General features: G+C 61.0%; 23 protein-coding genes. 11 read left to right on the forward strand and 12 right to left on the reverse strand.

Annotation, left to right across the window (positions count from 1 at the left end; all coding sequences use genetic code 11):
- Positions 1–177 precede the first annotated feature (177 nt).
- From ACIOVD_RS25710 to ACIOVD_RS25750, 9 genes are all read right to left on the reverse strand, one after another.
- Positions 178–1,179 (reverse strand): glutathione S-transferase family protein, encoded by a 1,002-nt coding sequence (locus tag ACIOVD_RS25710; RefSeq protein ID WP_401130949.1) that lies wholly within the window; start codon positions 1,177–1,179, stop codon positions 178–180.
- A 91-nt stretch (positions 1,180–1,270) separates the two neighbouring features.
- Entirely contained in the window at positions 1,271–2,272 is a 1,002-nt protein-coding gene (locus ACIOVD_RS25715; RefSeq protein WP_095171390.1) for a glycosyl transferase family protein, read from the reverse strand.
- A complete protein-coding gene (locus ACIOVD_RS25720) occupies positions 2,269–2,604 on the reverse strand; it encodes a TusE/DsrC/DsvC family sulfur relay protein (RefSeq protein WP_159996922.1) in 336 nt (111 codons plus the stop codon). Before ACIOVD_RS25720 ends, ACIOVD_RS25715 begins: the two co-directional genes overlap by 4 nt.
- Complete coding sequence (gene tusB / locus ACIOVD_RS25725) at positions 2,601–2,900, reverse strand: sulfurtransferase complex subunit TusB (protein WP_159996920.1); 300 nt, start codon at positions 2,898–2,900, stop codon at positions 2,601–2,603. The genes ACIOVD_RS25720 and tusB overlap by 4 nt, the downstream gene beginning before the upstream one ends.
- On the reverse strand, positions 2,900–3,262 hold the full coding sequence (gene tusC, locus ACIOVD_RS25730) for a sulfurtransferase complex subunit TusC (protein ID WP_401130952.1): 363 nt from the start codon (positions 3,260–3,262) through the stop codon (positions 2,900–2,902). The genes tusB and tusC overlap by 1 nt, the downstream gene beginning before the upstream one ends.
- Positions 3,263–3,265: 3 nt before the next feature.
- Positions 3,266–3,658 carry a sulfurtransferase complex subunit TusD gene (gene tusD / locus ACIOVD_RS25735; protein WP_401130954.1) on the reverse strand — a complete coding sequence of 131 codons (393 nt, stop codon included), beginning with the start codon at positions 3,656–3,658 and terminating at the stop codon, positions 3,266–3,268.
- A 65-nt stretch (positions 3,659–3,723) separates the two neighbouring features.
- Positions 3,724–4,428, reverse strand: a complete 705-nt coding sequence (locus ACIOVD_RS25740; protein ID WP_401130956.1) for a YoaK family protein — start codon at positions 4,426–4,428, stop codon at positions 3,724–3,726.
- A 3-nt stretch (positions 4,429–4,431) separates the two neighbouring features.
- Positions 4,432–4,761 carry a DUF6388 family protein gene (locus ACIOVD_RS25745; protein WP_401130958.1) on the reverse strand — a complete coding sequence of 110 codons (330 nt, stop codon included), beginning with the start codon at positions 4,759–4,761 and terminating at the stop codon, positions 4,432–4,434.
- Between the two features lie 59 nt (positions 4,762–4,820).
- Entirely contained in the window at positions 4,821–5,069 is a 249-nt protein-coding gene (locus ACIOVD_RS25750) for a hypothetical protein (protein ID WP_095171377.1), read from the reverse strand.
- Positions 5,070–5,237: 168 nt separating this feature from the next.
- Here ACIOVD_RS25750 and ACIOVD_RS25755 point away from each other — a divergent pair, with 168 nt between their 5' ends.
- A complete protein-coding gene (locus ACIOVD_RS25755) occupies positions 5,238–5,576 on the forward strand; it encodes a hypothetical protein (protein ID WP_095171376.1) in 339 nt (112 codons plus the stop codon).
- A gap of 76 nt (positions 5,577–5,652) precedes the next feature.
- Here the strand turns inward: ACIOVD_RS25755 and lpxH are convergent, their stop codons facing one another.
- Both lpxH and ACIOVD_RS25765 read right to left on the reverse strand, forming a co-directional pair.
- Positions 5,653–6,396: a UDP-2,3-diacylglucosamine diphosphatase gene (gene lpxH, locus ACIOVD_RS25760; protein WP_401130961.1), complete on the reverse strand. Its 744-nt coding sequence runs from the start codon at positions 6,394–6,396 to the stop codon at positions 5,653–5,655.
- Complete coding sequence (locus ACIOVD_RS25765; protein WP_095171372.1) at positions 6,393–6,896, reverse strand: peptidylprolyl isomerase; 504 nt, start codon at positions 6,894–6,896, stop codon at positions 6,393–6,395. Before ACIOVD_RS25765 ends, lpxH begins: the two co-directional genes overlap by 4 nt.
- A gap of 250 nt (positions 6,897–7,146) precedes the next feature.
- Between ACIOVD_RS25765 and ACIOVD_RS25770 the strand changes: the two genes are divergently transcribed.
- The 5 genes from ACIOVD_RS25770 (at position 7,147) to gltS (ending at position 13,403) form a co-directional block, all read left to right on the forward strand.
- Positions 7,147–8,847: a glutamine--tRNA ligase/YqeY domain fusion protein gene (locus ACIOVD_RS25770; protein WP_095171370.1), complete on the forward strand. Its 1,701-nt coding sequence runs from the start codon at positions 7,147–7,149 to the stop codon at positions 8,845–8,847.
- 18 nt (positions 8,848–8,865) lie between these two features.
- On the forward strand, positions 8,866–10,248 hold the full coding sequence (cysS, locus tag ACIOVD_RS25775) for a cysteine--tRNA ligase (protein WP_401130963.1): 1,383 nt from the start codon (positions 8,866–8,868) through the stop codon (positions 10,246–10,248).
- 203 nt (positions 10,249–10,451) lie between these two features.
- A complete protein-coding gene (locus tag ACIOVD_RS25780; RefSeq protein ID WP_401130965.1) occupies positions 10,452–11,177 on the forward strand; it encodes an IclR family transcriptional regulator in 726 nt (241 codons plus the stop codon).
- Positions 11,178–11,197: 20 nt separating this feature from the next.
- Positions 11,198–12,136, forward strand: a complete 939-nt coding sequence (hutG, locus tag ACIOVD_RS25785) for a formimidoylglutamase (RefSeq protein WP_095171365.1) — start codon at positions 11,198–11,200, stop codon at positions 12,134–12,136.
- Between the two features lie 58 nt (positions 12,137–12,194).
- Positions 12,195–13,403, forward strand: a complete 1,209-nt coding sequence (gltS, locus tag ACIOVD_RS25790; RefSeq protein ID WP_095171363.1) for a sodium/glutamate symporter — start codon at positions 12,195–12,197, stop codon at positions 13,401–13,403.
- A gap of 133 nt (positions 13,404–13,536) precedes the next feature.
- On the opposite strand, the gene ACIOVD_RS25795 is transcribed toward gltS, so the two are convergent.
- Positions 13,537–15,372: a sigma-54-dependent Fis family transcriptional regulator gene (locus tag ACIOVD_RS25795; RefSeq protein WP_401130968.1), complete on the reverse strand. Its 1,836-nt coding sequence runs from the start codon at positions 15,370–15,372 to the stop codon at positions 13,537–13,539.
- Between the two features lie 266 nt (positions 15,373–15,638).
- On the opposite strand from ACIOVD_RS25795, the gene ACIOVD_RS25800 reads away from it, so the two are divergent.
- The 5 genes from ACIOVD_RS25800 to ACIOVD_RS25820 are packed head-to-tail and all read left to right on the forward strand — an operon-like array spanning position 15,639 to position 19,803.
- Complete coding sequence (locus ACIOVD_RS25800) at positions 15,639–16,733, forward strand: ABC transporter ATP-binding protein (RefSeq protein ID WP_095171361.1); 1,095 nt, start codon at positions 15,639–15,641, stop codon at positions 16,731–16,733.
- Positions 16,733–17,848: an ABC transporter ATP-binding protein gene (locus tag ACIOVD_RS25805; protein WP_401130970.1), complete on the forward strand. Its 1,116-nt coding sequence runs from the start codon at positions 16,733–16,735 to the stop codon at positions 17,846–17,848. The genes ACIOVD_RS25800 and ACIOVD_RS25805 overlap by 1 nt, the downstream gene beginning before the upstream one ends.
- A complete protein-coding gene (locus tag ACIOVD_RS25810; RefSeq protein ID WP_320332591.1) occupies positions 17,845–18,711 on the forward strand; it encodes a sugar ABC transporter permease in 867 nt (288 codons plus the stop codon). Before ACIOVD_RS25805 ends, ACIOVD_RS25810 begins: the two co-directional genes overlap by 4 nt.
- Before the next feature lie 8 nt (positions 18,712–18,719).
- Entirely contained in the window at positions 18,720–19,520 is an 801-nt protein-coding gene (locus tag ACIOVD_RS25815; protein ID WP_095171355.1) for a carbohydrate ABC transporter permease, read from the forward strand.
- 10 nt (positions 19,521–19,530) lie between these two features.
- On the forward strand, positions 19,531–19,803 hold the full coding sequence (locus ACIOVD_RS25820; RefSeq protein WP_095171353.1) for a DUF2160 domain-containing protein: 273 nt from the start codon (positions 19,531–19,533) through the stop codon (positions 19,801–19,803).
- Positions 19,804–19,849 lie beyond the last annotated feature (46 nt).

A 19,849-nucleotide genomic window follows, 5' to 3' on the forward strand; every position in this document is an offset into this window, starting at 1 on the left:
GTAAGAGCGTTTTGCTTACTTTTGCGCTGTTCAAAAGTGAGCCGCCGTCAGGCGGAACCATAGGAGGCCGTTACCGAAGAAATGGATATGTACTCCGCCTAATCCAACCCCCCAGAGGCCGCTACAACGTTGTGTAGATACCTATGCCGAGATAGGGCCTTCAAAAGCCCCGCAACATCAGGCCTTACGCCAAACCCCCTGGCCACTCAAGCGCTGCCGATCATGGGCCGCGTTGAAATCCTGTTGCGGTCCTTTTGGTACCACCCCCGTCGGATTGATGGTCTTGTGGCTGGCGTAGTAGTGATTCTTGATGTGGGTAAAGTCCACCGTCTCGGCAATCCCCGGCCATTGATACAGTTCGTGTAGCCAGTTCGACAGGTTCGGGTAATCGGCTATCCGCCGCAGGTTGCACTTGAAGTGGCCGTGGTACACCGCATCGAACCGGATCATCGTAGTGAACAAGCGCACATCCGCTTCAGTCAGGTACTCCCCCGCCAGATAGCGGTTTGCGCCCAAGACACGCTCCAGGTGATCGAGCTCGGCAAACACCTCATCAAACGCCTCTGCATATGCCTGTTGCGAGGTGGCAAACCCTGCGCGATACACGCCATTGTTCACGGCCGGATAGATCCGCTCATTCAGCGCATCGATCTCGCCGTGCAGCGGTGCCGGGTAGAAGTCCAGGTCATTGCCGGTCAAGTCATCGAACGCACTGTTGAACATGCGGATGATCTCGGCCGATTCATTGCTGACGATGCGTTTGAGCTTTTTGTCCCACAGTAGCGGCACGGTGACGCGGCCGGTGTAGTCGGGCGTGTCGGCTGTATAGCGCTGGTGCATGAAGTCGAAGTGATCGAGTTTGTCGCCGGTTGATCCGAGCGCAGTGTCGAAGGTCCAGCCGTTTTCCAGCATCAGCCAACTGACCACCGAAACGTCGATCAGGTCTTCCAGGCCTTTGAGTTTGCGCAAGATCAGCGTGCGATGTGCCCACGGACAGGCGAGTGAAACGTAAAGGTGATAACGCCCGGCTTCAGCGCTAAAGCCGCCTTCGCCGCTGGGGCCGGGCTGGCCGTCAGCCGTGACCCAGTTGCGGCGTTTCGCCTGTTCGCGCTGGAACGCCCCGTCTTTGCTGCTTTCGTACCACTGGTCCTGCCAGTGGCCATCAACGAGTAAACCCATGATCAAGACTCCGCAAACCAATAATCGTTGGAGCCGAGTCTATTCCGATGAGTTCGAACAAAAAGCGCAAAGATCGGGCGCCAATGATCGGTTAAATCGATTTGTCGCGAGCAGCCCAGTATTTTTCGGCGGTTTCAAATGCTTGCTCACGGGGCTGGCCAAGACCGCGCAGGGCCAGTGCCATGGTCGAAATCAGGGCCATCTGCGGATAGCTGTCGACTACATCGCCGCGCCACACCGCTTTCAGGTGCTCGATATCCAGCGAGGCCGGCTTGACGTGACGTTGCGCCGATAGCTGTGGCCATTCTTCGTCCCAGCTTTCGCCGCCGGCAGTGCCGTACAGATGGCTGTCGGCATCCGGGTTGATCTCGATTTCACCGCCATCGCCCTTGACCACAATCGCCGTGTCACCGAGCAAGCCGCTGGCATCGCGATGCACAGCCTGATAGCCCGGATGGAAAATGCTTTGCAGGCCGCATCGCGCGCCCAGCGGGTTAAGGATCCGCGCCAGCGAATGAATCGGTGAGCGCAGGCCGAGCGTGTTGCGCAGGTCGATCATCTTCTGCAGTTGCGGCGCCCAGTCCATCAGCGGCATGAACGCCAGGCCAGCGTTGTCCAGTGCCGTACCGACTTGCTGCCAGTTGCGGCACAACGCAATGTTCAATTCGCCGAGCAGTTGCTCGCTGTACAGGCGCCCGGCAGTGTGTGCGCCACCGCCATGCATGAAGATGCGCACACCGTTCTGGGCCAGGCACTTGGCTGCCAGCAGGTACCAGGGCAGGTGCCGCTTCTTGCCGGCGTAGGTCGGCCAGTCGAGATCGACCGCCAAGGGCGGGGCGTGCAGGCGCTCGCGCAGGGCTTCGGTGAAGCCCGCCAGTTCTTGCGGGCTCTCTTCCTTGTGCCGCAACAGCATGAGGAAGGCGCCGAGCTGGGTGTCCTCGACCTTGTCGTCGAGCAGCATGCCCATGGCTTCGCGGGCTTCCTCGCGGGTCAGGCTGCGCGCGCCGCGCTTGCCTTTGCCGAGGATGCGCACGAAGGGGGCAAATGGGTGTTCGGCGGGCGTTTCGGTAAGCAGTGGGGCGAAATCGGTCATAGACAATTCGTCGGTTTGGGCAGGCCCGCCAGCTTGGCGGCGAGTTTGGCGGGAGTGCCTTTGAACAGGCGGTTCAGGTGCAGGCTGTTGCCCTTGTCCGGCCCCAGCTTGAGCGCGGTGTACTTGATCAGCGGGCGGGTTGCCGGCGACAGCTGGAACTCCTGGTAGAAACCGCGCAGCAGCTCGAGGATTTCCCAGTGTTCGGCGCTCAGTTGCAGCTCTTCGGTGGCCGCCAGCGCGTCGGCGACTTGCGCCGACCAGTCCGCCAGGTCGAGCAGATAGCCGTCTTTGTCCAGTTCGATCTGGCGTGTACCCACGGTCAGCGTGTTCATAACCAGCTGTTGACCTTGTCGTAGGTTATCGACAGTTCGACGAAGGCCGGGTAGTCAAGGGACTTGATCCACTGCGGCACCGGCAAGCCGCGAGCCTGGACGTCTTCTTCCAGGACAAACAGCTGCAGGCTGTCAGCCCTTTGCTGTAACTGATTGCACGGTGTGGTGCCGGGTTGTAGGGCATAGACCGCGTCCCCTGTGAGCAGCAGGCCATCGTTGCCGCCGAGCAAGCGCAGGCAACTGTCCAGCCGGTTGTCGGAGAAAGGCGAATGAGACAACACATGCAAAGTCGACATCAGAGGGTAATAACCTGGTCATAGCGGTCAATAACGGCCGAGATCTGCCCGGCGGCCAATAGCTGCAGTTCTTCGAGGCTCAAGTCCTGCGCCTGCAAGCCACGTGCGTGGGCACTGTCGGCGCAGACGTAGAGGTCTTCGACACCGAACAGGCCAAGGGCTTGCAGGTTGGCGCTGAGGTCTTTCTGCTGGATGGCCTTGGCATTCTGCTGGCTGGCCAGCTGGAACACGCCATCATCCAGAAACAGCAGGCCGATGGGCAGGTCGAAGGCGCCGCCGGCCAGCACGATGTCCAGTGCTTCACGGGCACCGGGGCCGGACCAGGGGGCCTGGCGGCTGATAATCAACAGGGATTTAGGCACGGCTCACGGCCCTCCAAAGCAAATTAGCCGATCGGCGTCCTGCACCGCGTCGTGCAGTTGACCGAGGCCGGACAATTGCCACGGCGCGTCGACATCGATCGCGCTGCGCTGATAGCGCTTGGCCTCGGTCTCGTCCAGCACACCGCGTCTCAGGGCGGCGGCGATGCACACCACGCCATCGAGCTGGTGCGCACTGACGAAGGTGCGCCACTGCTGGGCGACGTCCTGCTCATCCTGCGGGGTGACGACGCTGCTGGAAGCGTTGTAGACGCCGTCCTGATAGAAAAACAGCCGTACGATCTGGTGCCCGCCGGCCAGCGCAGCCTGGGCGAACAGCAGGGCGCGGCGCGAGGAGGGCGCGTGAGGGGCAGAAAACAGCGCGATGGCGAACTTCATGGCGAACTCTGACGATAAATCTGCGGCCATGATAATGCTTTATCGGCGGTGCGGCGAAGGGCGATTCAGCGTGGCATGTAGCCCAGTTGCCAGCGGCGCGGAATCTTCAGCGAGACAATGCCCAGCACGGCCGCCAACAAGCCGCTGGCGTACAGCGCTTGCAGGCCGAACCGGTGCTCCAGGATCGCCCCCAGCACGGCACCGGCAAACATCCCGGCCCAGGGGATCAACTGCACGCGCCAGCCCGTGCGCCGCTCGCCCAGCATCCAGCGCCCCAGGCCACGGCCGAAGCGTGACAGGGCGCCGGTAACGTAAGTCAGGCCAATTGGCAGGCCGTTGACCTGCTCCACGGCGGCATTGAGCATGCCCATGGCCAGAATGGCCGCCAGCAATGCCGGGAATTGCGTTTCGAATGGCCAGGCCGCAGCGGCGCACAGCAGGGCGGCGATACTCAGCATCAAGGGCAGGGCGCGGCGCCGGCCGATGCGGCTGACGATCACGCCCAAGGCGTTACCGACGATAAACATCAGCACCAGCACTGACAGGTGCAGGGTCAGTTGCCAGTCACTGGCGCTGATCGCCACCGCCAGGCGGGTAGTGTTGCCGCTCATGAAGGAAACAAAGTCGCCGGTGGCCATGAAGCCGATGGCGTCGGTCATGCCCGCCAGGACCGACAGGCTCGCCACCAGGCACAGGCCGACCCGGCCGCGCCATTTCTGCACGTGCAACAGCCCGCTGGTGGGTGCGCGATGGGGTGGGGAAGGCAGCATCGGCTAACGCTCGAGGCCGTGCAGTTCGCAGTACTCCTGCCAGTCCATGCCGGCCATCTGCGCCACCTCCTTGTGCACTTCCAGCCGTTGGGCGGCGAAGTCCTCGGGGGTAGCGGCGGTCAACTGCAAGGTCAGTTCCCAGGCAAACAGGCCCAGGCGCTCGGCCTCGGCTTCGTAGGCTTGGTGCAGGTGTTCGCTGCGAAACCGCTCCATGCTCTCGCCTTTGGCCTGGGCAGCCAGCGGATTGAGGTGGTCCAGTTCTTCGCGCAGTGCCGGATGGGCATTGAGAAAACGTTGCAGCGCCAGTTCGTGTTGCGATTCGATCGAGGCCATGAATCATCCTGGTCAAAATGAAAGTATGCGCGCGGTACCGGGCCGGGCCTTGATCCGGGTCAGGAAGTCTTCTTGCGGTTGGCCTTGGCCTCGGCTGCCAGGCACTCGAGGGCAAATTGTTCGGTGTAGGTCATCTGGATCGGCGTGGTCTCGCCCTTTACCGTGCGTTCGCCGTCGAGAATGTAGCGGATGCGTTTGTCGGTCACGCCAATGCGCTTGGCAATCCAGGAGGGGGTCTGGCCGATCTGGCTGATCAGTTTGTCGGCGTAGTCGGTGGACGGTTTGTACAGCTCGGCGTTGGGGGTCATTGGCTTTCCAGAAAGAGTACGTGGCGCAGGGCGCCCATAATGGCGCGACAGGGTGCGTGAATAACCGTGGCCTGTCGCGCCTTATCTCGAAGTAAAGCAGAGCCTTTGCACTTCGAGACGGCGGTGTGGAGTGATAGAGTCGCCGTTTTACCTATTTAAGGAAGCACGATGCGTATTTGTCTGGTGGCACTGGCGGGGCTGTTATTGGCCGGGTGTGCGGGATCGACGATGAACCAGGCCCGCACCCAGAGCCCCTACAAGACGCTCGCTTCGAACAAGGCTGATCTGGTGGTTGCCCAGTGTGTGCAGTTTGCCTGGCAGGATGAGGCAGTGTTTGGGGTGGATGCCAGCGGTTACCTGGAGCCGGGGGACGGTGGTGGGTTTACTGTTTATACCCGGTCGGCTGAGTCGTTTATCGATGTGCAGGGCGGGGTGTTGAAGTATTACGTGGTGCAAGATAGCTGGGTTGCCACGCGTCGGTTGGCGGCTTTGGCGACCTGCTTGTAGGGGGTTATCCATAGATGTGGCAGCGAGCTTGCTTGCGATGGGGCCTGAGCCACTGCTATCGCGAGCAAGCTCGCTCCTACAGCTGTGGCAAGGCAGCCACCGGGAAGTCGAACGCGGCCAGCTGGAATCCCTGCTCATCCACCTGCAGCGCCCAGCCTTGACGGTCCCAGTCACCCAGCACAATGCGCTTGGCTGCCAGGTCGCCAATTTGCAGCTTGTGGATGGCGGGGCGGTGGGTGTGGCCGTGGATCAGGGTTTTTACCCCGTATTGCTGCATGATCCGCGGGATTTCCTCGGGGGTCACGTCGACGATGTCGTTGGCCTTCATGCGGGTCTGCGCGCGGCTTTCGCTTCGCAACTTGCGCGCCAGCGCGTGGCGGGTGCGCAGGGGCAGGTGGCGCAGGATGAACAGCGTCAGCGGGTTGCGCAGGTAGCGTCGTAGTTTCATGTAGCCGATGTCGCGGGTACACAGGCTGTCGCCGTGCATCAGCAGCACCGGTTCACCGGCGAGTTGCACCACACTCGGGTCTTTTAGCAGGGTACAGCCGGCTGCTTTGCAGAAGGCCTTGCCCAACAGGAAGTCGCGATTGCCGTGCATCAGAAAGATAGCCGTGCCGCTGTCGCTCAAGTTGCGCAGGGCTTGGCAGATGGAGCGTTGGAAGGGGCTCATGGCGTCGTCGCCGATCCAGGCCTCGAAAAAGTCGCCCAGTATGTACAGCGCACTGGCCGTGCGGGCACGGGTGGCGAGCAAATCCAGAAACGCCCGGGTGATGTCCGGGCGCTCCTCTTCCAGATGTAAGTCTGAAATCAGCAGTATCACTCAATGATCTCGGCTTTCTCGATGATCACGTCTTCTGCTGGAACGTCCTGGTGGCCGGACTTCATGGTGGTGGAAACACCCTTGATCTTGTCGACAACGTCAGTGCCGGCAGTCACTTTGGCGAACACCGCGTAGCCCCAGCCCTGCACGTTCTTGCCGCTGTGGTTGAGGAAGCTGTTGTCCGCCACGTTGATGAAGAACTGCGCGGAAGCCGAATGCGGCTCCATGGTGCGAGCCATGGCCACGGTGTACTTGTCGTTGGAAAGACCGTTGTCCGCTTCGTTCTGGATGCTTGGACGCTTGTCTTTCTTTTCCTTCATGCCTGGCTCGAAACCACCGCCCTGGATCATGAAGTTGCCGATTACACGGTGGAACACGGTGTTGGTGTAGTGACCGGCCTTAACGTACTCGATGAAGTTGGCCACGGTGATCGGGGCTTTCTCGGCGTTCAGGTCCAGGACGATGTCGCCGTGGTTGGTGGTCAGTTTGACTTGAGTCATGATCGCTACTCTTTAAGGAATTCGTGGGTTTCGGGGCAGCACGGCCCCCAACCGGTTTGGCCAGCGTCGGCCAAGGTGCGCAGTTTAGCGTGCCGGGCGCGAATTTCGAGGCTGTTTTTTCATCTGGGTTCGATTAAAAGCAGCAGTTTTCCGGCCTGCTCTGTCAGGCACTTGACCGCATCGGCTATGATAGCGGCTTTGTTTTGTTCGGCCTGCATGTAGGCCACGCACTTGTACGCCCAAGGATCCTATGAGCAAGCCCACTGTCGACCCTGCCTCGAATTCCAAGAACGGCCCAGCCGTGCCGGTCAACTTCCTGCGCCCGATCATCCAGGCGGACCTGGACTCGGGTAAGCACACGCAGATCGTCACCCGTTTTCCGCCAGAGCCCAATGGTTACCTGCACATCGGTCACGCCAAGTCGATCTGTGTGAACTTCGGCCTGGCCCAGGAATTCGGTGGCGTCACGCACCTGCGTTTCGACGACACCAACCCGGCCAAGGAAGACCAGGAATACATCGATGCCATCGAAAGCGACGTCAAGTGGCTGGGTTTCCAGTGGTCCGGTGAAGTGCGCTATGCCTCGCAGTATTTCGACCAGTTGCACGACTGGGCGGTCGAGCTGATCAAGGCGGGCAAGGCCTATGTCGACGACCTGACCCCTGAGCAGGCCAAGGAATACCGCGGCAGCCTGACCGAGCCGGGCAAGAACAGCCCGTTCCGTGAGCGCAGCGTGGAAGAAAACCTCGACCTGTTCGCCCGCATGAAAGCCGGTGAGTTCCAGGACGGTGCACGGGTGCTGCGGGCCAAGATCGACATGGCCTCGCCGAACATGAACCTGCGCGACCCGATCATGTACCGCATCCGTCATGCCCACCACCACCAGACCGGTGACAAGTGGTGCATCTACCCCAACTATGACTTCACCCACGGTCAGTCGGATGCCATCGAAGGCATCACCCACTCGATCTGCACCCTGGAGTTCGAAAGCCATCGTCCGCTGTACGAGTGGTTCCTGGACGCGCTGCCGGTGCCGGCCAAGCCGCGCCAGTACGAATTCAGCCGCCTGAACCTGAACTACACCATCACCAGCAAGCGCAAGCTCAAGCAACTGGTCGATGAAAAGCACGTACATGGCTGGGATGACCCGCGTATGTCGACGCTGTCGGGCTTCCGTCGTCGCGGCTACACCCCGGCGTCGATCCGCAACTTCTGCGACATGGTTGGCACCAACCGTTCCGATGGCGTGGTCGACTTCGGCATGCTGGAATTCAGCATCCGTCAGGATCTCGACGCGAACGCCCCGCGCGCCATGTGCGTGTTGCGTCCGTTGAAGGTGGTGATCACCAACTATCCGCAAGACCAGGTCGAAAACCTCGAACTGCCGCGTCATCCGCAGAAAGAAGAGCTGGGCGTGCGCAAGCTGCCGTTCGCCCGTGAAATCTACATCGACCGCGATGACTTCATGGAAGAGCCGCCAAAAGGCTACAAGCGCCTGGAACCGAACGGCGAAGTGCGCCTGCGCGGCAGCTACGTGATCCGCGCCGACGAAGCGATCAAGGATGCCGACGGCAATATCGTCGAGCTGCGCTGCTCCTACGATCCAGACACCCTGGGCAAGAACCCTGAAGGCCGCAAGGTCAAGGGTGTGGTGCATTGGGTGCCGGCCGCTGCCAGCATCGAGTGCGAAGTGCGCCTGTACGATCGCCTGTTCCGCTCGGCCAACCCTGAGAAGGCCGAAGACAGCGCCAGTTTCCTGGACAACATCAACCCTGACTCACTGCAAGTCCTCACCGGTTGTCGTGCCGAGCCTTCGCTGGGCGATGCACAGCCGGAAGACCGTTTCCAGTTCGAGCGCGAAGGTTACTTCTGCGCGGATATCAAGGACTCGAAACCGGGCGCTCCGGTATTCAACCGTACCGTGACCCTGCGCGACTCCTGGGGTCAGTGATTCAGTCAAGGAACTAACGTGCTAACGATCTACAACACGCTCACCAAGAGCAAAGAAGTCTTCAAGCCGCTGGATGGCAACAAGGTGCGCATGTACGTGTGCGGCATGACCGTGTACGACTACTGCCACCTCGGCCACGGCCGCAGCATGGTCGCGTTCGACCTGGTGACCCGCTGGTTGCGGTTCAGCGGGTACGACCTGACCTACGTGCGCAACATCACCGACATCGACGACAAGATCATCAATCGGGCCAATGAGAACGGTGAGTCGTTCGAAGCCTTGACCGAGCGCATGATCGCGGCGATGCACGAAGACGAAGCGCGCCTGAACATCCAGAAGCCGGACATGGAGCCGCGCGCCACGGATCACATTCCGGGCATGCACGCGATGATCCATACCATGATCTACAAGGGATACTCCTACGCCCCGGGCAATGGCGACGTGTACTACCGCGTCGGCAAGTTCATGGGCTACGGCAAGCTGTCGCGCAAGAAGATCGAAGACCTGCGCATCGGTGCGCGGATCGAGGTCGACGAAGCCAAGGACGATCCCCTGGATTTCGTTCTGTGGAAGGGCGTCAAGCCGGGCGAGCCGAGCTGGGAGTCGCCGTGGGGCGCCGGGCGTCCGGGCTGGCACATCGAGTGCTCGGTGATGTCCACCTGCTGCCTGGGCGAGACCTTCGACATTCATGGTGGCGGCAGCGACCTGGAGTTCCCGCACCACGAGAACGAAATCGCCCAGAGCGAAGCGGCCACCGGCAAGACCTACGCCAACGCGTGGATGCATTGCGGGATGATTCGCATCAATGGCGAGAAGATGTCCAAGTCCTTGAACAACTTCTTCACCATCCGCGATGTGCTGGAAAAGTACCACCCGGAAGTCGTGCGTTACCTGCTGGTGTCGAGCCACTACCGCAGCGCCATCAACTACTCGGAAGACAACCTCAAGGACGCCAAGGGCGCCCTGGAGCGTTTCTACCACGCGTTGAAAGGCCTGCCGAAGGTGGCGCCGGCCGGTGGCGAAGCCTTTGTCGAGCGGTTCACCCAGGTGATGAACGACGACTTCGGCACGCCGGAAGCCTGCGCGGTGCTGTTCGAGATGGTGCGCGAGATCAACCGCCTGCGTGAGAGCGATCTCGATGCGGCGGCCGGTCTGGCAGCGCGCTTGAAAGAACTGGCCAGCGTGCTGGGTGTGTTGCAGCTTGAGGCCGACGACTTCCTGCAGGCTGGCGCCGAAGGGCGGGTGGATGCGGCTGCAGTCGATGGCTTGATCGCCGCGCGCCTGGCGGCGCGTGCCGCTAAAGACTGGGCCGAATCCGACCGCATCCGCGACCAGCTCACCGCCATGGGCGTGGTGCTGGAAGACGGCAAGGGCGGCACGACCTGGCGTCTGGCTGACTGAGTGGTGTCATCGCTGCAAAACCAAACCCGCCTAGTGCGGGTTTTGTTTTGACCGGCATCGCAAGGCATTGATTCGGCAGATCATCCGTGAGGCTAAGGGCTGACCGCTGATCGTTATCTGCGGGTTTTTTCCCACTCAGTGGGAATCCGGTTTCAGTTAATGGAAAACTCGGTGCACCATGCCCGCAAGAGCATGAGGCCGATATGAACTACAACACGCCCACTGATCGCTTGCTGCAAATCCTCGTCACCCTGGGGCAATCCGGCGAGGCGATCTCCGCCAAAGAACTGTCCGAGCAACTGGCACAGCCGCTCAGCAGCACTTATCGCCATCTCAAGACCCTGCTGCGCTGGGGGCTTGCCGAAGAGAACGGTCAGGGTCGCTATTTGCCGGGGCCAACTTGTTTGCAACTGGCCAAGAAATTCGACCGCGAAGCCGTGCTGGTGACCCTCGCCAAGCCGGAACTCAAGCGCCTGGCCGAGCAAAGCCAGGAAAGCGTGGCGTTAATGGTGCCCAGCAATGGCCAGGCGATTTGCATCGAACTGGTCGACAGCCCGCAACCGCTGCGTTGCTGCTACCAAAAAGGGCTGGCCCAGCCGCTGTTGGTCGGTGCGTCGGCGAGAGTGCTGTTGGCCTATATGGATGAGGCGCAAAGCCTGTCGGCTCTTTTGGCGCAAGGCGTCGAAAGCGAGGACGTCGCCACGTACCAACGCAGTTTTGCCGATATCCGCGCTGCCGGTTATGCCGTGAGTGTGAGTGAAATCGACGACGGCATTTGGGGTATCAGCACGCCGTTGCTCGACAGCCGAAATCGCCTGCACGGCGCCATCAGCCTCATGGCTCCTGCCTTCCGGGCGCACACCCGCAGTGAACGCCTGATCCGCTGGACCCAGGACGTGGCCCTGCGCCTGAGCGCCCGGCTCGACTGAATTTGACTGGAATTTCAAGCATGACTGCTGTTTCTGACATACCCCTGTGGACAGGTCGTATCGACGCTGGCGAAGGGCAGGCTGCGCTGCGCTGGCATCAATGGGTCAAGCCCTTCTGCGAGGGTCAGTCTGCGGGTGCAGCACTGATTGGACTGGCCTGTGATGAAGGCGTCAAACGTAATCAAGGACGCACCGGCGCCCGTCTTGGCCCGTCAGCACTGCGCAAGGCGCTGGCCAACCTGGCGTGGCACGGCCGTGCGCCGCTGTATGACGCGGGCGATGTGAGCTGCACCGACAGCAACCTCGAAGGCGCGCAGCAGATTTACGCTCACCACGTCAGCTATATGCTCAACCAGGGGCATTTGCCGTTGGGGTTGGGTGGCGGCCATGAAATCGCCTTTGCCAGCTTTAGCGGCCTGGCCGATCACCTGCGCCAGGCCACCCCGCATGCGCGGATCGGCGTTCTCAACTTTGATGCCCACTTTGATCTGCGCCATGGTGAACAAAGCAGTTCGGGTACCCCTTTTCGCCAGATAGCCGAGTACTGCCAGCGTGCGCAGATGCCGTTCACCTATTGCTGCCTGGGTGTCAGCCAGATGAACAACACCCAGGCGCTGTTTGAGCAGGCGCAGCGACTGAATGTGCGTTACCGCCTCGACCGGCAAATGAACAGCTGGGACATACCCGCCTGCGAAGCGCTGATCGATGAGTTCTTGCAAGACGTCGATCACCTCTACATGACCATCTGCCTTGATGTCCTGCCCGCCAGCCAGGCGCCCGGTGTCAGTGCGCCGTCTGCCCATGGCGTGGACATGCAGATCGTCGAGCACCTGATACGTCATGCCAAGGCCAGCGGCAAATTGCGCATGGCCGACATCGCCGAACTCAACCCCGGCCTGGATATCGACAATCGAACCGCCCGCATTGGCGCGCGTCTGCTCGCCAGCCTGATCGATTAAGTTTTTCCGTAAATCCCTGAAACCGCTTGTTGAATCATAAGAAAAAGAGAAATTCGCCATGCTGACATTCGAACTGGATGCGCTGAGCACCCTCGCTCTCGCTTTGCTCCTGCTGGGCCTGGGTGCCCAACTGAAAAAACGTAGCTACTGGCTGCGTCACCTGTGTGTTCCTGCACCGGTGATTGGTGGTTTTGGTTTTGCCTTGGTGATCTGGCTGTTACGTGATCAGCAACTGCTCAACCTGACCCTCGACACCAGCCTGCAAACCCCGCTGATGGTGGCGTTTTTCACCACTGTCGGTTTGGGTGGTAGCCTGGGCTTGCTGCGCAAGGGCGGTAAATTGCTGTTTATCTACCTGGGTGCGTGCTGGGGCCTGGCGCTGGTGCAAAACGTGGTGGGTGTCAGTGTCGCCAAGCTGCTGGGCATCGACCCGTTGCTGGGGATCATGGCCGGCGCGGTGTCACTGGAAGGCGGTTTTGGTGCGGCGGCAGCTTTCGGGCCGATTGCTGAAAACCTCGGTGCGGTCGGTGCGACCACTGCAGCGCTGGCAGCTGCAACCTTTGGCATGGTGGCAGGCGGCTTGTTGGGTAGCCCGCTGGCGCGCTGGTTGATCGAGCGCAACAAACTCGTAGTCAAGGCCGAAGCCGTTGGCAGCCTCAAGGCGTTCGAAGAAGTGGTCCACACCCCGCAGCCCGCGCTGGATGCTGCCACCTTGTTGCGCTTGTTGACCTGCATTGTGGTGATCATGGTGCTTGGGTTCTGGCTGGGCTCCAGCTTGCAACAGCATCTGGGTATCGTGTTGCCGAGCTATGTGGGCGCCATGTTCGTCGCGATCATCCTGCGCAACCTCAATGACCGTGCTCAGGTTATCGAGATGCCCGACCATGCCGTCAGCACTATCGGCGATGTGTGCCTGGGCATGTTCCTGACCATGGCAATGATGAGTCTGAAGTTTTGGGAGCTGGAGAAGCTTGGCTTGCCGCTGCTGGTGATTCTGGTGGTGCAGGTGGTGATCATGATTTTGCTGTGCGTGTTCGTCCTGTTCCGCCTGTTTGGCCGCAACTACGACGCGGCAGTCTTGTGCGCAGGCTTCATGGGGCACGGGCTGGGCGCGACGCCCAATGCAGTGGCCAACATGGGCGCCATTTGTGACCATTACAAAGTGTTCTCGTACAAAGCCTTCATCATCGTGCCGCTGTGCGGTGCCGTGCTGATCGACATTGTGGCTATCCCGATGATCACCTGGTTTATCAACGCATACAGTTGAGAATCACCTGGTTGCTTCATTGCTAAATCGCGCCGAAGCCAGCTTCCACAAGTTGGCTTCGGCGCATGCAAAATCCGCGAGCACCCCAGAACCACTGTGGGAGCGAGCTTGCTCGCGATTGACCGCGCAGCGGTCAGCTCTCGCACTGGCGCAACCTTTTATAGAGGGTATTGCGACTAACCCCCAACCGCCGTGCCAAATGCGAAATATTCCCCCCAACTGCCTGCAACTGCCGATTCAAATCCTCGGCATCATTCAAGTCCACCGCCAAAGTCTCGGGCGTCTCAAGCGGCTCCATCTCCAGGTCGACAAAAAAATCGTCCGGTAAATGCTCCGGCCGCACCGGTTGGTCTTCGGCCATGGCCAGGGCCACCTGGATCACGCTGCTGACCTGGCGCAGATTGCCAGGCCATGGATGGCGTTCGAACAGGGCCAGTACCTCCGGGCTCAAGCCGGCCCACTGGAGCGCCTCGCGGTGCTGTTCCCAGAGACACTTGAACAACGCCTGCTTATCGCTGCGCTCGCGCAGCGGTGGCAGTTCCAGGGTCAGGCCGCCGATGCGGTAATACAGGTCCTCGCGAAAGCGCCCCAGTTGCACCTGCTCGCGCAATGAACGGTTGGTGGCCGAGATGATGCGGATGTCCACCGCGAACAGTTCACTGCTGCCCACCGGCTGCACACAACGCTCCTGCAGCACGCGTAGCAGCCGGGCCTGGGTCGGCAGTGGCATGTCGCCGATTTCGTCGAGAAACAGGGTGCCTTTGTCGGCCTTGCGGATCAGGCCGATGCTGCCTTTCTGATTGGCGCCAGTGAAGGCGCCTTTTTCATAGCCAAACAGCTCGGATTCCACCAGTTCGGCGGGGATCGCCGCGCAGTTGACGGCGATAAATGCCTGTTTACTGCGTGAGCTCGCCTGGTGCAGGGCCTTGACGAAGACTTCCTTGCCCACCCCGGTTTCGCCGTGAATCAACAGGGGAATGTCTTTTTCCAACAGGCGCTCGGCCTGGCGCACGGCCTTTTCCACGCGACTGTCGCCAAAGTGCAGGGTGCCGAGGCTGATGGGCTGTGGCGCGGGGAGGGGGGCTTGGGCAAACACCCGGGCCTGCACCGGGCGCTGCAACGGCCGCTTGAGCAGGCAATGGAAACGATTGCGCCCGGCCGCCTGCAGGGCAAAGGGCAGACCGTCGGGCTGGTTGAGCAACTCCAGCAACGAGACCTGGAACAGACTGTCGATGCTGACTCGCGACAAGCTGATGCCCAGCAGATTGTCCGCGCGCCGATTGGCCGAGAGCACCTGACCGCTTTCATCAAAAATCAGCAGGCCGGCCCATTGGCTGTCGAGGTTGTTCAGCCCGGTGTTGAACACCAACTGGAAGTGTTCACCCTTGAACAGATTGAGGATCAGCCGGTTTTCCACGGTCTGGCTCATCATCTTGACCATGCCCAGGGTGTGGTCCGGGGGCAGGTAGCTGTCGCTGGATACATCGAGCACGGCGATCAGCCGCCGCTCGGCATCGAAAATCGGTGCGGCGGAGCCGGTCATGAAGCGGTTGGCCTTGAGAAAGTGCTCATCGTGGGCGATATGCACGGCCTGTTCGCAGGCCAGGGCGGTACCGATGGCGTTGGTGCCGCTGGATTGCTCACGCCAACTGGCACCGGCGTTGAAGCCACGGCTCAGGCTCGGCTCGATAAAGCGTTGGGTACCCCATGAGGTCAGTACTTGGCCCTGGTTGTCGGCCAGCATGATCAGGCAGTTGGAGTTGCTCAGGATGTTCTCATAGTAGGGCAGCACTTCCTGGTGGGTGGTCTGCACCAGTGCGTGCTGGCTTTCCAGCAGACGTGCGATGCCGGCGGCGGGGAGCTGGTCGAAGGCCGGGGGGCTTTGATGTTGCAGGCCGAAGGCGCGGCAGCGGCGCCAGGAGTCCTGGATGATGGCGTCGTGGGGCAAGGGCGAGGCAGGCGCGGGCATGGCAGGCAGTCCCTGGGCAAACATTTATTGTTTTTGTTATGGACGAACGCAACGACGTAATCGATTGAGTGTTGTTCACAATTGTTCAAAGTCAACTCGGCAACTGTTCAATTGCGCAGGTGAAGTTGTTCATTTCTGTTCAGGCGCGAACCCATCATCCTGTTCTTTTTCGTCAAAGCCCAGGCAGATCAAGCCTTTGGAATTTCTGGCACGAATGTCGCTCTGTCACCTCGGTCGCTTGACTCCAATAAGAAAAAGGCCGAGCCATGTCATTAACGCTGGAGCACGTCAGCCGCACCGTCGAGGGCCAAGTCTGGATCGATGATGCCAACCTGCACTTCGAGCCCGGGTCGTTCAACGTCCTGCTGGGCCGCACGCTGTCGGGCAAGACCAGCCTGATGCGCTTGATGGCCGGTCTCGACAAGCCGGACAGCGGGCGTCTCCTGATGAACGGGGTCGATGTCACCCAGCGCCCGGTGCGCTTGCGCAACGTGTCGATGGTCTATCAGCAGTTCATCAACTACCCGACCATGACCGTGTTCGAGAACATCGCCTCGCCCTTGCGCCAAGCCGGGGTCTCGGCCGAGCTGATCCAGAGCAAGGTGCACGAGACCGCGCAGATGCTGCGCATCGACAAGTTCCTCAAGCGTTATCCGCTGGAGTTGTCGGGCGGCCAGCAGCAGCGCACCGCCATGGCCCGGGCGCTGGTCAAGGATGCCGAACTGATCCTGTTCGACGAACCCCTGGTCAACCTCGACTACAAGCTGCGCGAAGAGCTGCGCCAGGAAATGCGCGAGTTGTTCCAGGCGCGCCATACCATCGCCATCTACGCCACCACCGAACCCAACGAGGCGCTGGCCCTGGGCGGCACCACCACCATCCTGCACGAGGGCCGGGTGATCCAGAGCGGCAAGACCGCCGAGGTCTATCATCAACCGCAGACCGTGCTGGCCGCCGAACTGTTCTCCGAGCCACCGATCAACCTGATGCCGGGGCGCATCGCCGGCAACGAAGTCAGCTTCGCCAATTTTGTGCACTTCCCGCTGAACGTCGACTTGCGTCCGGTGGGTGAAGGTGAGTTCCGCTTTGGCGTGCGCCCCAGCCATATTTCCCTGGTGCCGAGCAACGACGACGACCTGGAACTGGCGGTGACCGTCGAAGTGGCGGAAATCAGCGGTTCGGAAACCTTCCTGCATGTGCGCAACGAACACTTCCTGCTGGTGCTGCACTTGCCCGGGGTGCACGAGTACGACGTCGATGCGCCGATCCGCATCTACATCCCGACCCACAAACTGTTTGTCTTCGACGGCCAGGGACGCCTGCTGCAGGCGCCCGGCCGGCGTGTCGCGAGGGTTGCCTGATGGCCGAAATTCACTTGCACAACCTCGCCCACAGCTACACCCGCACCCCGACGGGGCCTGAAGACTACGCGATCCGCGAGATGAACCATGTCTGGGAACAGGGCGGGGCCTACGCCTTGCTCGGGCCTTCCGGATGCGGCAAGTCGACCTTGCTTAACATCATTTCCGGCCTGCTCAGCCCTTCCGAAGGGCAGGTGCTGTTCGACAACAAGGTGGTCAACCAACTGACCCCGGAGAAGCGCAACATCGCTCAGGTTTTCCAGTTTCCGGTGGTCTACGACACCATGACGGTGTTCGATAACCTGGCTTTTCCCCTGCGCAATCAAGGCATGGCCGAGGCCCGGGTACACAGCAAGGTCCAGGAAATCGCCGAGGTCCTCGACCTGCGGGCGCTGCTGGGGAAAAAGGCGCGCAACCTCAGCGCCGACGAAAAACAGAAAGTCTCCATGGGCCGCGGGCTGGTGCGTGACGACGTGTCGGCGATCCTGTTCGACGAGCCGCTGACGGTGATCGATCCGCACCTTAAGTGGAAGCTGCGGCGCAAGCTCAAGCAGATCCACGAGCAATTCAACATCACCATGGTCTACGTCACTCACGATCAACTCGAGGCCTCGACTTTCGCCGACAAGATCGCGGTGATGTACGGCGGGCAGATCGTCCAGTTCGGTACCCCGCGCGAGCTGTTCGAGCGACCGAGCCATACCTTCGTCGGTTATTTCATCGGCAGCCCGGGGATGAACCTGATCGAGGTCAGCCCACGTCCCGGGGGCGTGGGTTTCGCTGACATCGACTTGCCGTTGTCCGAAGGCCTGCAGCAGCGCATCGCCGAGGCCGCCGGCAAATCGCTGAAGGTTGGCATCCGCCCGGAGTTCGTGCATGTCTGGGACGAGCCCTTCGATGAGGCAATGCAAGCGACGGTGGTGCATGTCGAGGACCTGGGCACCTACAAGATCATGACCCTGAACCTGGGCGGCGTGCCGCTCAAAGTGCGCCTGGCCGAAGACAAGCCGGTGCCCCAGGGCACCGCCTATATCAGCTTTCCGGCGCAGTGGCTGATGGTCTACGCCGATGACTATCTGCTGCCCATGCACGCCAGCAACGAGGGGCAGCCATGAACAAGGTGCAGAACAACAAGGCCTGGTGGCTGGTGCTGCCGGTGTTCCTGCTGGTGGCGTTCAGTGCGGTGATCCCGATGATGACCGTGGTCAACTATTCGGTGCAGGACATCTTCGACCAGTCCAGCCGCTACTTCGTCGGGGCCGACTGGTACAAACAGGTGCTGCTGGACCCACGGCTGCACGACTCGCTGCTGCGCCAGTTCATCTATTCCGCCTGCGTGCTGCTGATCGAGATCCCGCTGGGCATCGGCATCGCCCTGACCATGCCGACCAAGGGCCGCTGGTCGTCGCTGGTGCTGATCATCCTGGCAATCCCGCTGCTGATTCCATGGAACGTGGTCGGCACCATCTGGCAGATTTTCGGCCGCGCCGACATCGGCCTGCTGGGCTCGACCCTCAACGCCATGGGCATCAGCTACAACTACGCGGCCAACACCATGGATGCCTGGGTCACGGTGTTGGTGATGGATGTCTGGCACTGGACCTCACTGGTGGCCTTGTTGTGTTTCTCCGGTCTGCGGGCGATCCCGGATGTCTACTACCAGGCCGCCCGGATCGACCGGGCATCGAGTTGGGCGGTGTTTCGCCACATCCAGTTGCCCAAGCTCAAGAGTGTGCTGCTGATCGCGGTGATGCTGCGTTTCATGGACAGCTTCATGATCTACACCGAGCCGTTCGTGCTCACCGGTGGTGGGCCGGGCAACGCCACCACCTTCCTCAGCCAGACCCTGACCCAGATGGCGATCGGCCAGTTTGACCTGGGGCCGGCGGCGGCCTTCTCGCTGGTGTACTTCCTGATCATCCTGCTGGTGTCCTGGCTGTTCTACACCGCCATGACCCACTCCGACGCCAACCGCTGAGGCCCGACATGAGCAAGACAAAGCTGCTGCCTCTGTTGCTCTACATCCTGTTCCTGCTGGTGCCGATCTACTGGTTGCTGAACATGTCGTTCAAGAGCAACACGGAAATCCTCGGTGGCCTGACCCTGTTTCCCCAGGACTTCACCCTGGCCAACTACAAAGTGATCTTCACCGACCCGAGCTGGTACACCGGCTACCTCAACTCGTTGTACTACGTGAGCCTGAACACGGTGATTTCCCTGAGCGTGGCGCTGCCAGCGGCCTACGCGTTCTCCCGTTATCGCTTCCTCGGCGACAAGCACTTGTTCTTCTGGCTGCTGACCAACCGCATGGCGCCGCCAGCGGTCTTCCTGTTGCCGTTCTTCCAGCTGTATTCGTCGATCGGCCTGTTCGACACCCACATCGCGGTGGCCCTGGCCCACTGCCTGTTCAACGTGCCGCTGGCGGTGTGGATCCTCGAAGGGTTCATGTCCGGAGTGCCGAAGGAAATCGACGAAACCGCCTACATCGACGGCTACAGTTTTCCCAAGTTCTTCGTCAAGATTTTCATCCCGCTGATCGGCTCGGGCATCGGTGTGACGGCGTTCTTCTGCTTCATGTTTTCCTGGGTCGAGCTGCTGCTGGCGCGCACCCTGACCTCGGTCAATGCCAAGCCGATAGCCGCAGTGATGACCCGCACCGTGTCGGCCTCGGGGATCGATTGGGGGGTGTTGGCGGCGGCCGGGGTGCTGACGATCCTGCCGGGCATGCTGGTGATCTGGTTCGTACGCAACCATGTGGCCAAGGGCTTTGCCTTGGGACGAGTGTGAGGAACTGATGATGGAGTGGATGAACTGGACCCAGCCGACCGCGCTGTTCTTCGGCGCCATCGCCTTGCTGCTGGTGGGCATGACCACCTGGGAACTGCGTTCGCCGAGCATCGCCCGGCGCGGCTTTCTACCGATCAGCACCACCCGTGGTGATCGGCTGTTTATCGGTCTTCTCGGCAGCGCCTACCTGCATCTGCTGGTGATTGGCGCTACCGGCTGGAGCATCTGGGTGGCCACCGGCCTGTCCCTGGTGTGGCTGTTGGTCGTGATGCGTTGGGGCTAGCCGACACCCGGCAATCGTGCTCCGAAACCTAATACAGGAGGTCTCT

Source organism: Pseudomonas sp. NPDC087626 (assembly GCF_044743405.1).
Taxonomy (GTDB): Bacteria; Pseudomonadota; Gammaproteobacteria; order Pseudomonadales; family Pseudomonadaceae; genus Aquipseudomonas.

Coding starts and splice junctions, on each gene's coding strand:
- ACIOVD_RS25710 (WP_401130949.1), bottom strand. CDS start 1,179: ATGGGTTTACTCGTTGATGGCCACTGGCAGGACCAGTGGTACGAAAGC.
- ACIOVD_RS25715 (WP_095171390.1), bottom strand. CDS start 2,272: ATGACCGATTTCGCCCCACTGCTTACCGAAACGCCCGCCGAACACCCA.
- ACIOVD_RS25720 (WP_159996922.1), bottom strand. CDS start 2,604: ATGAACACGCTGACCGTGGGTACACGCCAGATCGAACTGGACAAAGAC.
- tusB (WP_159996920.1), bottom strand. CDS start 2,900: ATGTCGACTTTGCATGTGTTGTCTCATTCGCCTTTCTCCGACAACCGG.
- tusD (WP_401130954.1), bottom strand. CDS start 3,658: ATGAAGTTCGCCATCGCGCTGTTTTCTGCCCCTCACGCGCCCTCCTCG.
- ACIOVD_RS25740 (WP_401130956.1), bottom strand. CDS start 4,428: ATGCTGCCTTCCCCACCCCATCGCGCACCCACCAGCGGGCTGTTGCAC.
- ACIOVD_RS25745 (WP_401130958.1), bottom strand. CDS start 4,761: ATGGCCTCGATCGAATCGCAACACGAACTGGCGCTGCAACGTTTTCTC.
- ACIOVD_RS25750 (WP_095171377.1), bottom strand. CDS start 5,069: ATGACCCCCAACGCCGAGCTGTACAAACCGTCCACCGACTACGCCGAC.
- ACIOVD_RS25755 (WP_095171376.1), top strand. CDS start 5,238: ATGCGTATTTGTCTGGTGGCACTGGCGGGGCTGTTATTGGCCGGGTGT.
- ACIOVD_RS25765 (WP_095171372.1), bottom strand. CDS start 6,896: ATGACTCAAGTCAAACTGACCACCAACCACGGCGACATCGTCCTGGAC.
- ACIOVD_RS25770 (WP_095171370.1), top strand. CDS start 7,147: ATGAGCAAGCCCACTGTCGACCCTGCCTCGAATTCCAAGAACGGCCCA.
- ACIOVD_RS25780 (WP_401130965.1), top strand. CDS start 10,452: ATGAACTACAACACGCCCACTGATCGCTTGCTGCAAATCCTCGTCACC.
- hutG (WP_095171365.1), top strand. CDS start 11,198: ATGACTGCTGTTTCTGACATACCCCTGTGGACAGGTCGTATCGACGCT.
- gltS (WP_095171363.1), top strand. CDS start 12,195: ATGCTGACATTCGAACTGGATGCGCTGAGCACCCTCGCTCTCGCTTTG.
- ACIOVD_RS25795 (WP_401130968.1), bottom strand. CDS start 15,372: ATGCCCGCGCCTGCCTCGCCCTTGCCCCACGACGCCATCATCCAGGAC.
- ACIOVD_RS25800 (WP_095171361.1), top strand. CDS start 15,639: ATGTCATTAACGCTGGAGCACGTCAGCCGCACCGTCGAGGGCCAAGTC.
- ACIOVD_RS25805 (WP_401130970.1), top strand. CDS start 16,733: ATGGCCGAAATTCACTTGCACAACCTCGCCCACAGCTACACCCGCACC.
- ACIOVD_RS25810 (WP_320332591.1), top strand. CDS start 17,845: ATGAACAAGGTGCAGAACAACAAGGCCTGGTGGCTGGTGCTGCCGGTG.
- ACIOVD_RS25815 (WP_095171355.1), top strand. CDS start 18,720: ATGAGCAAGACAAAGCTGCTGCCTCTGTTGCTCTACATCCTGTTCCTG.
- ACIOVD_RS25820 (WP_095171353.1), top strand. CDS start 19,531: ATGGAGTGGATGAACTGGACCCAGCCGACCGCGCTGTTCTTCGGCGCC.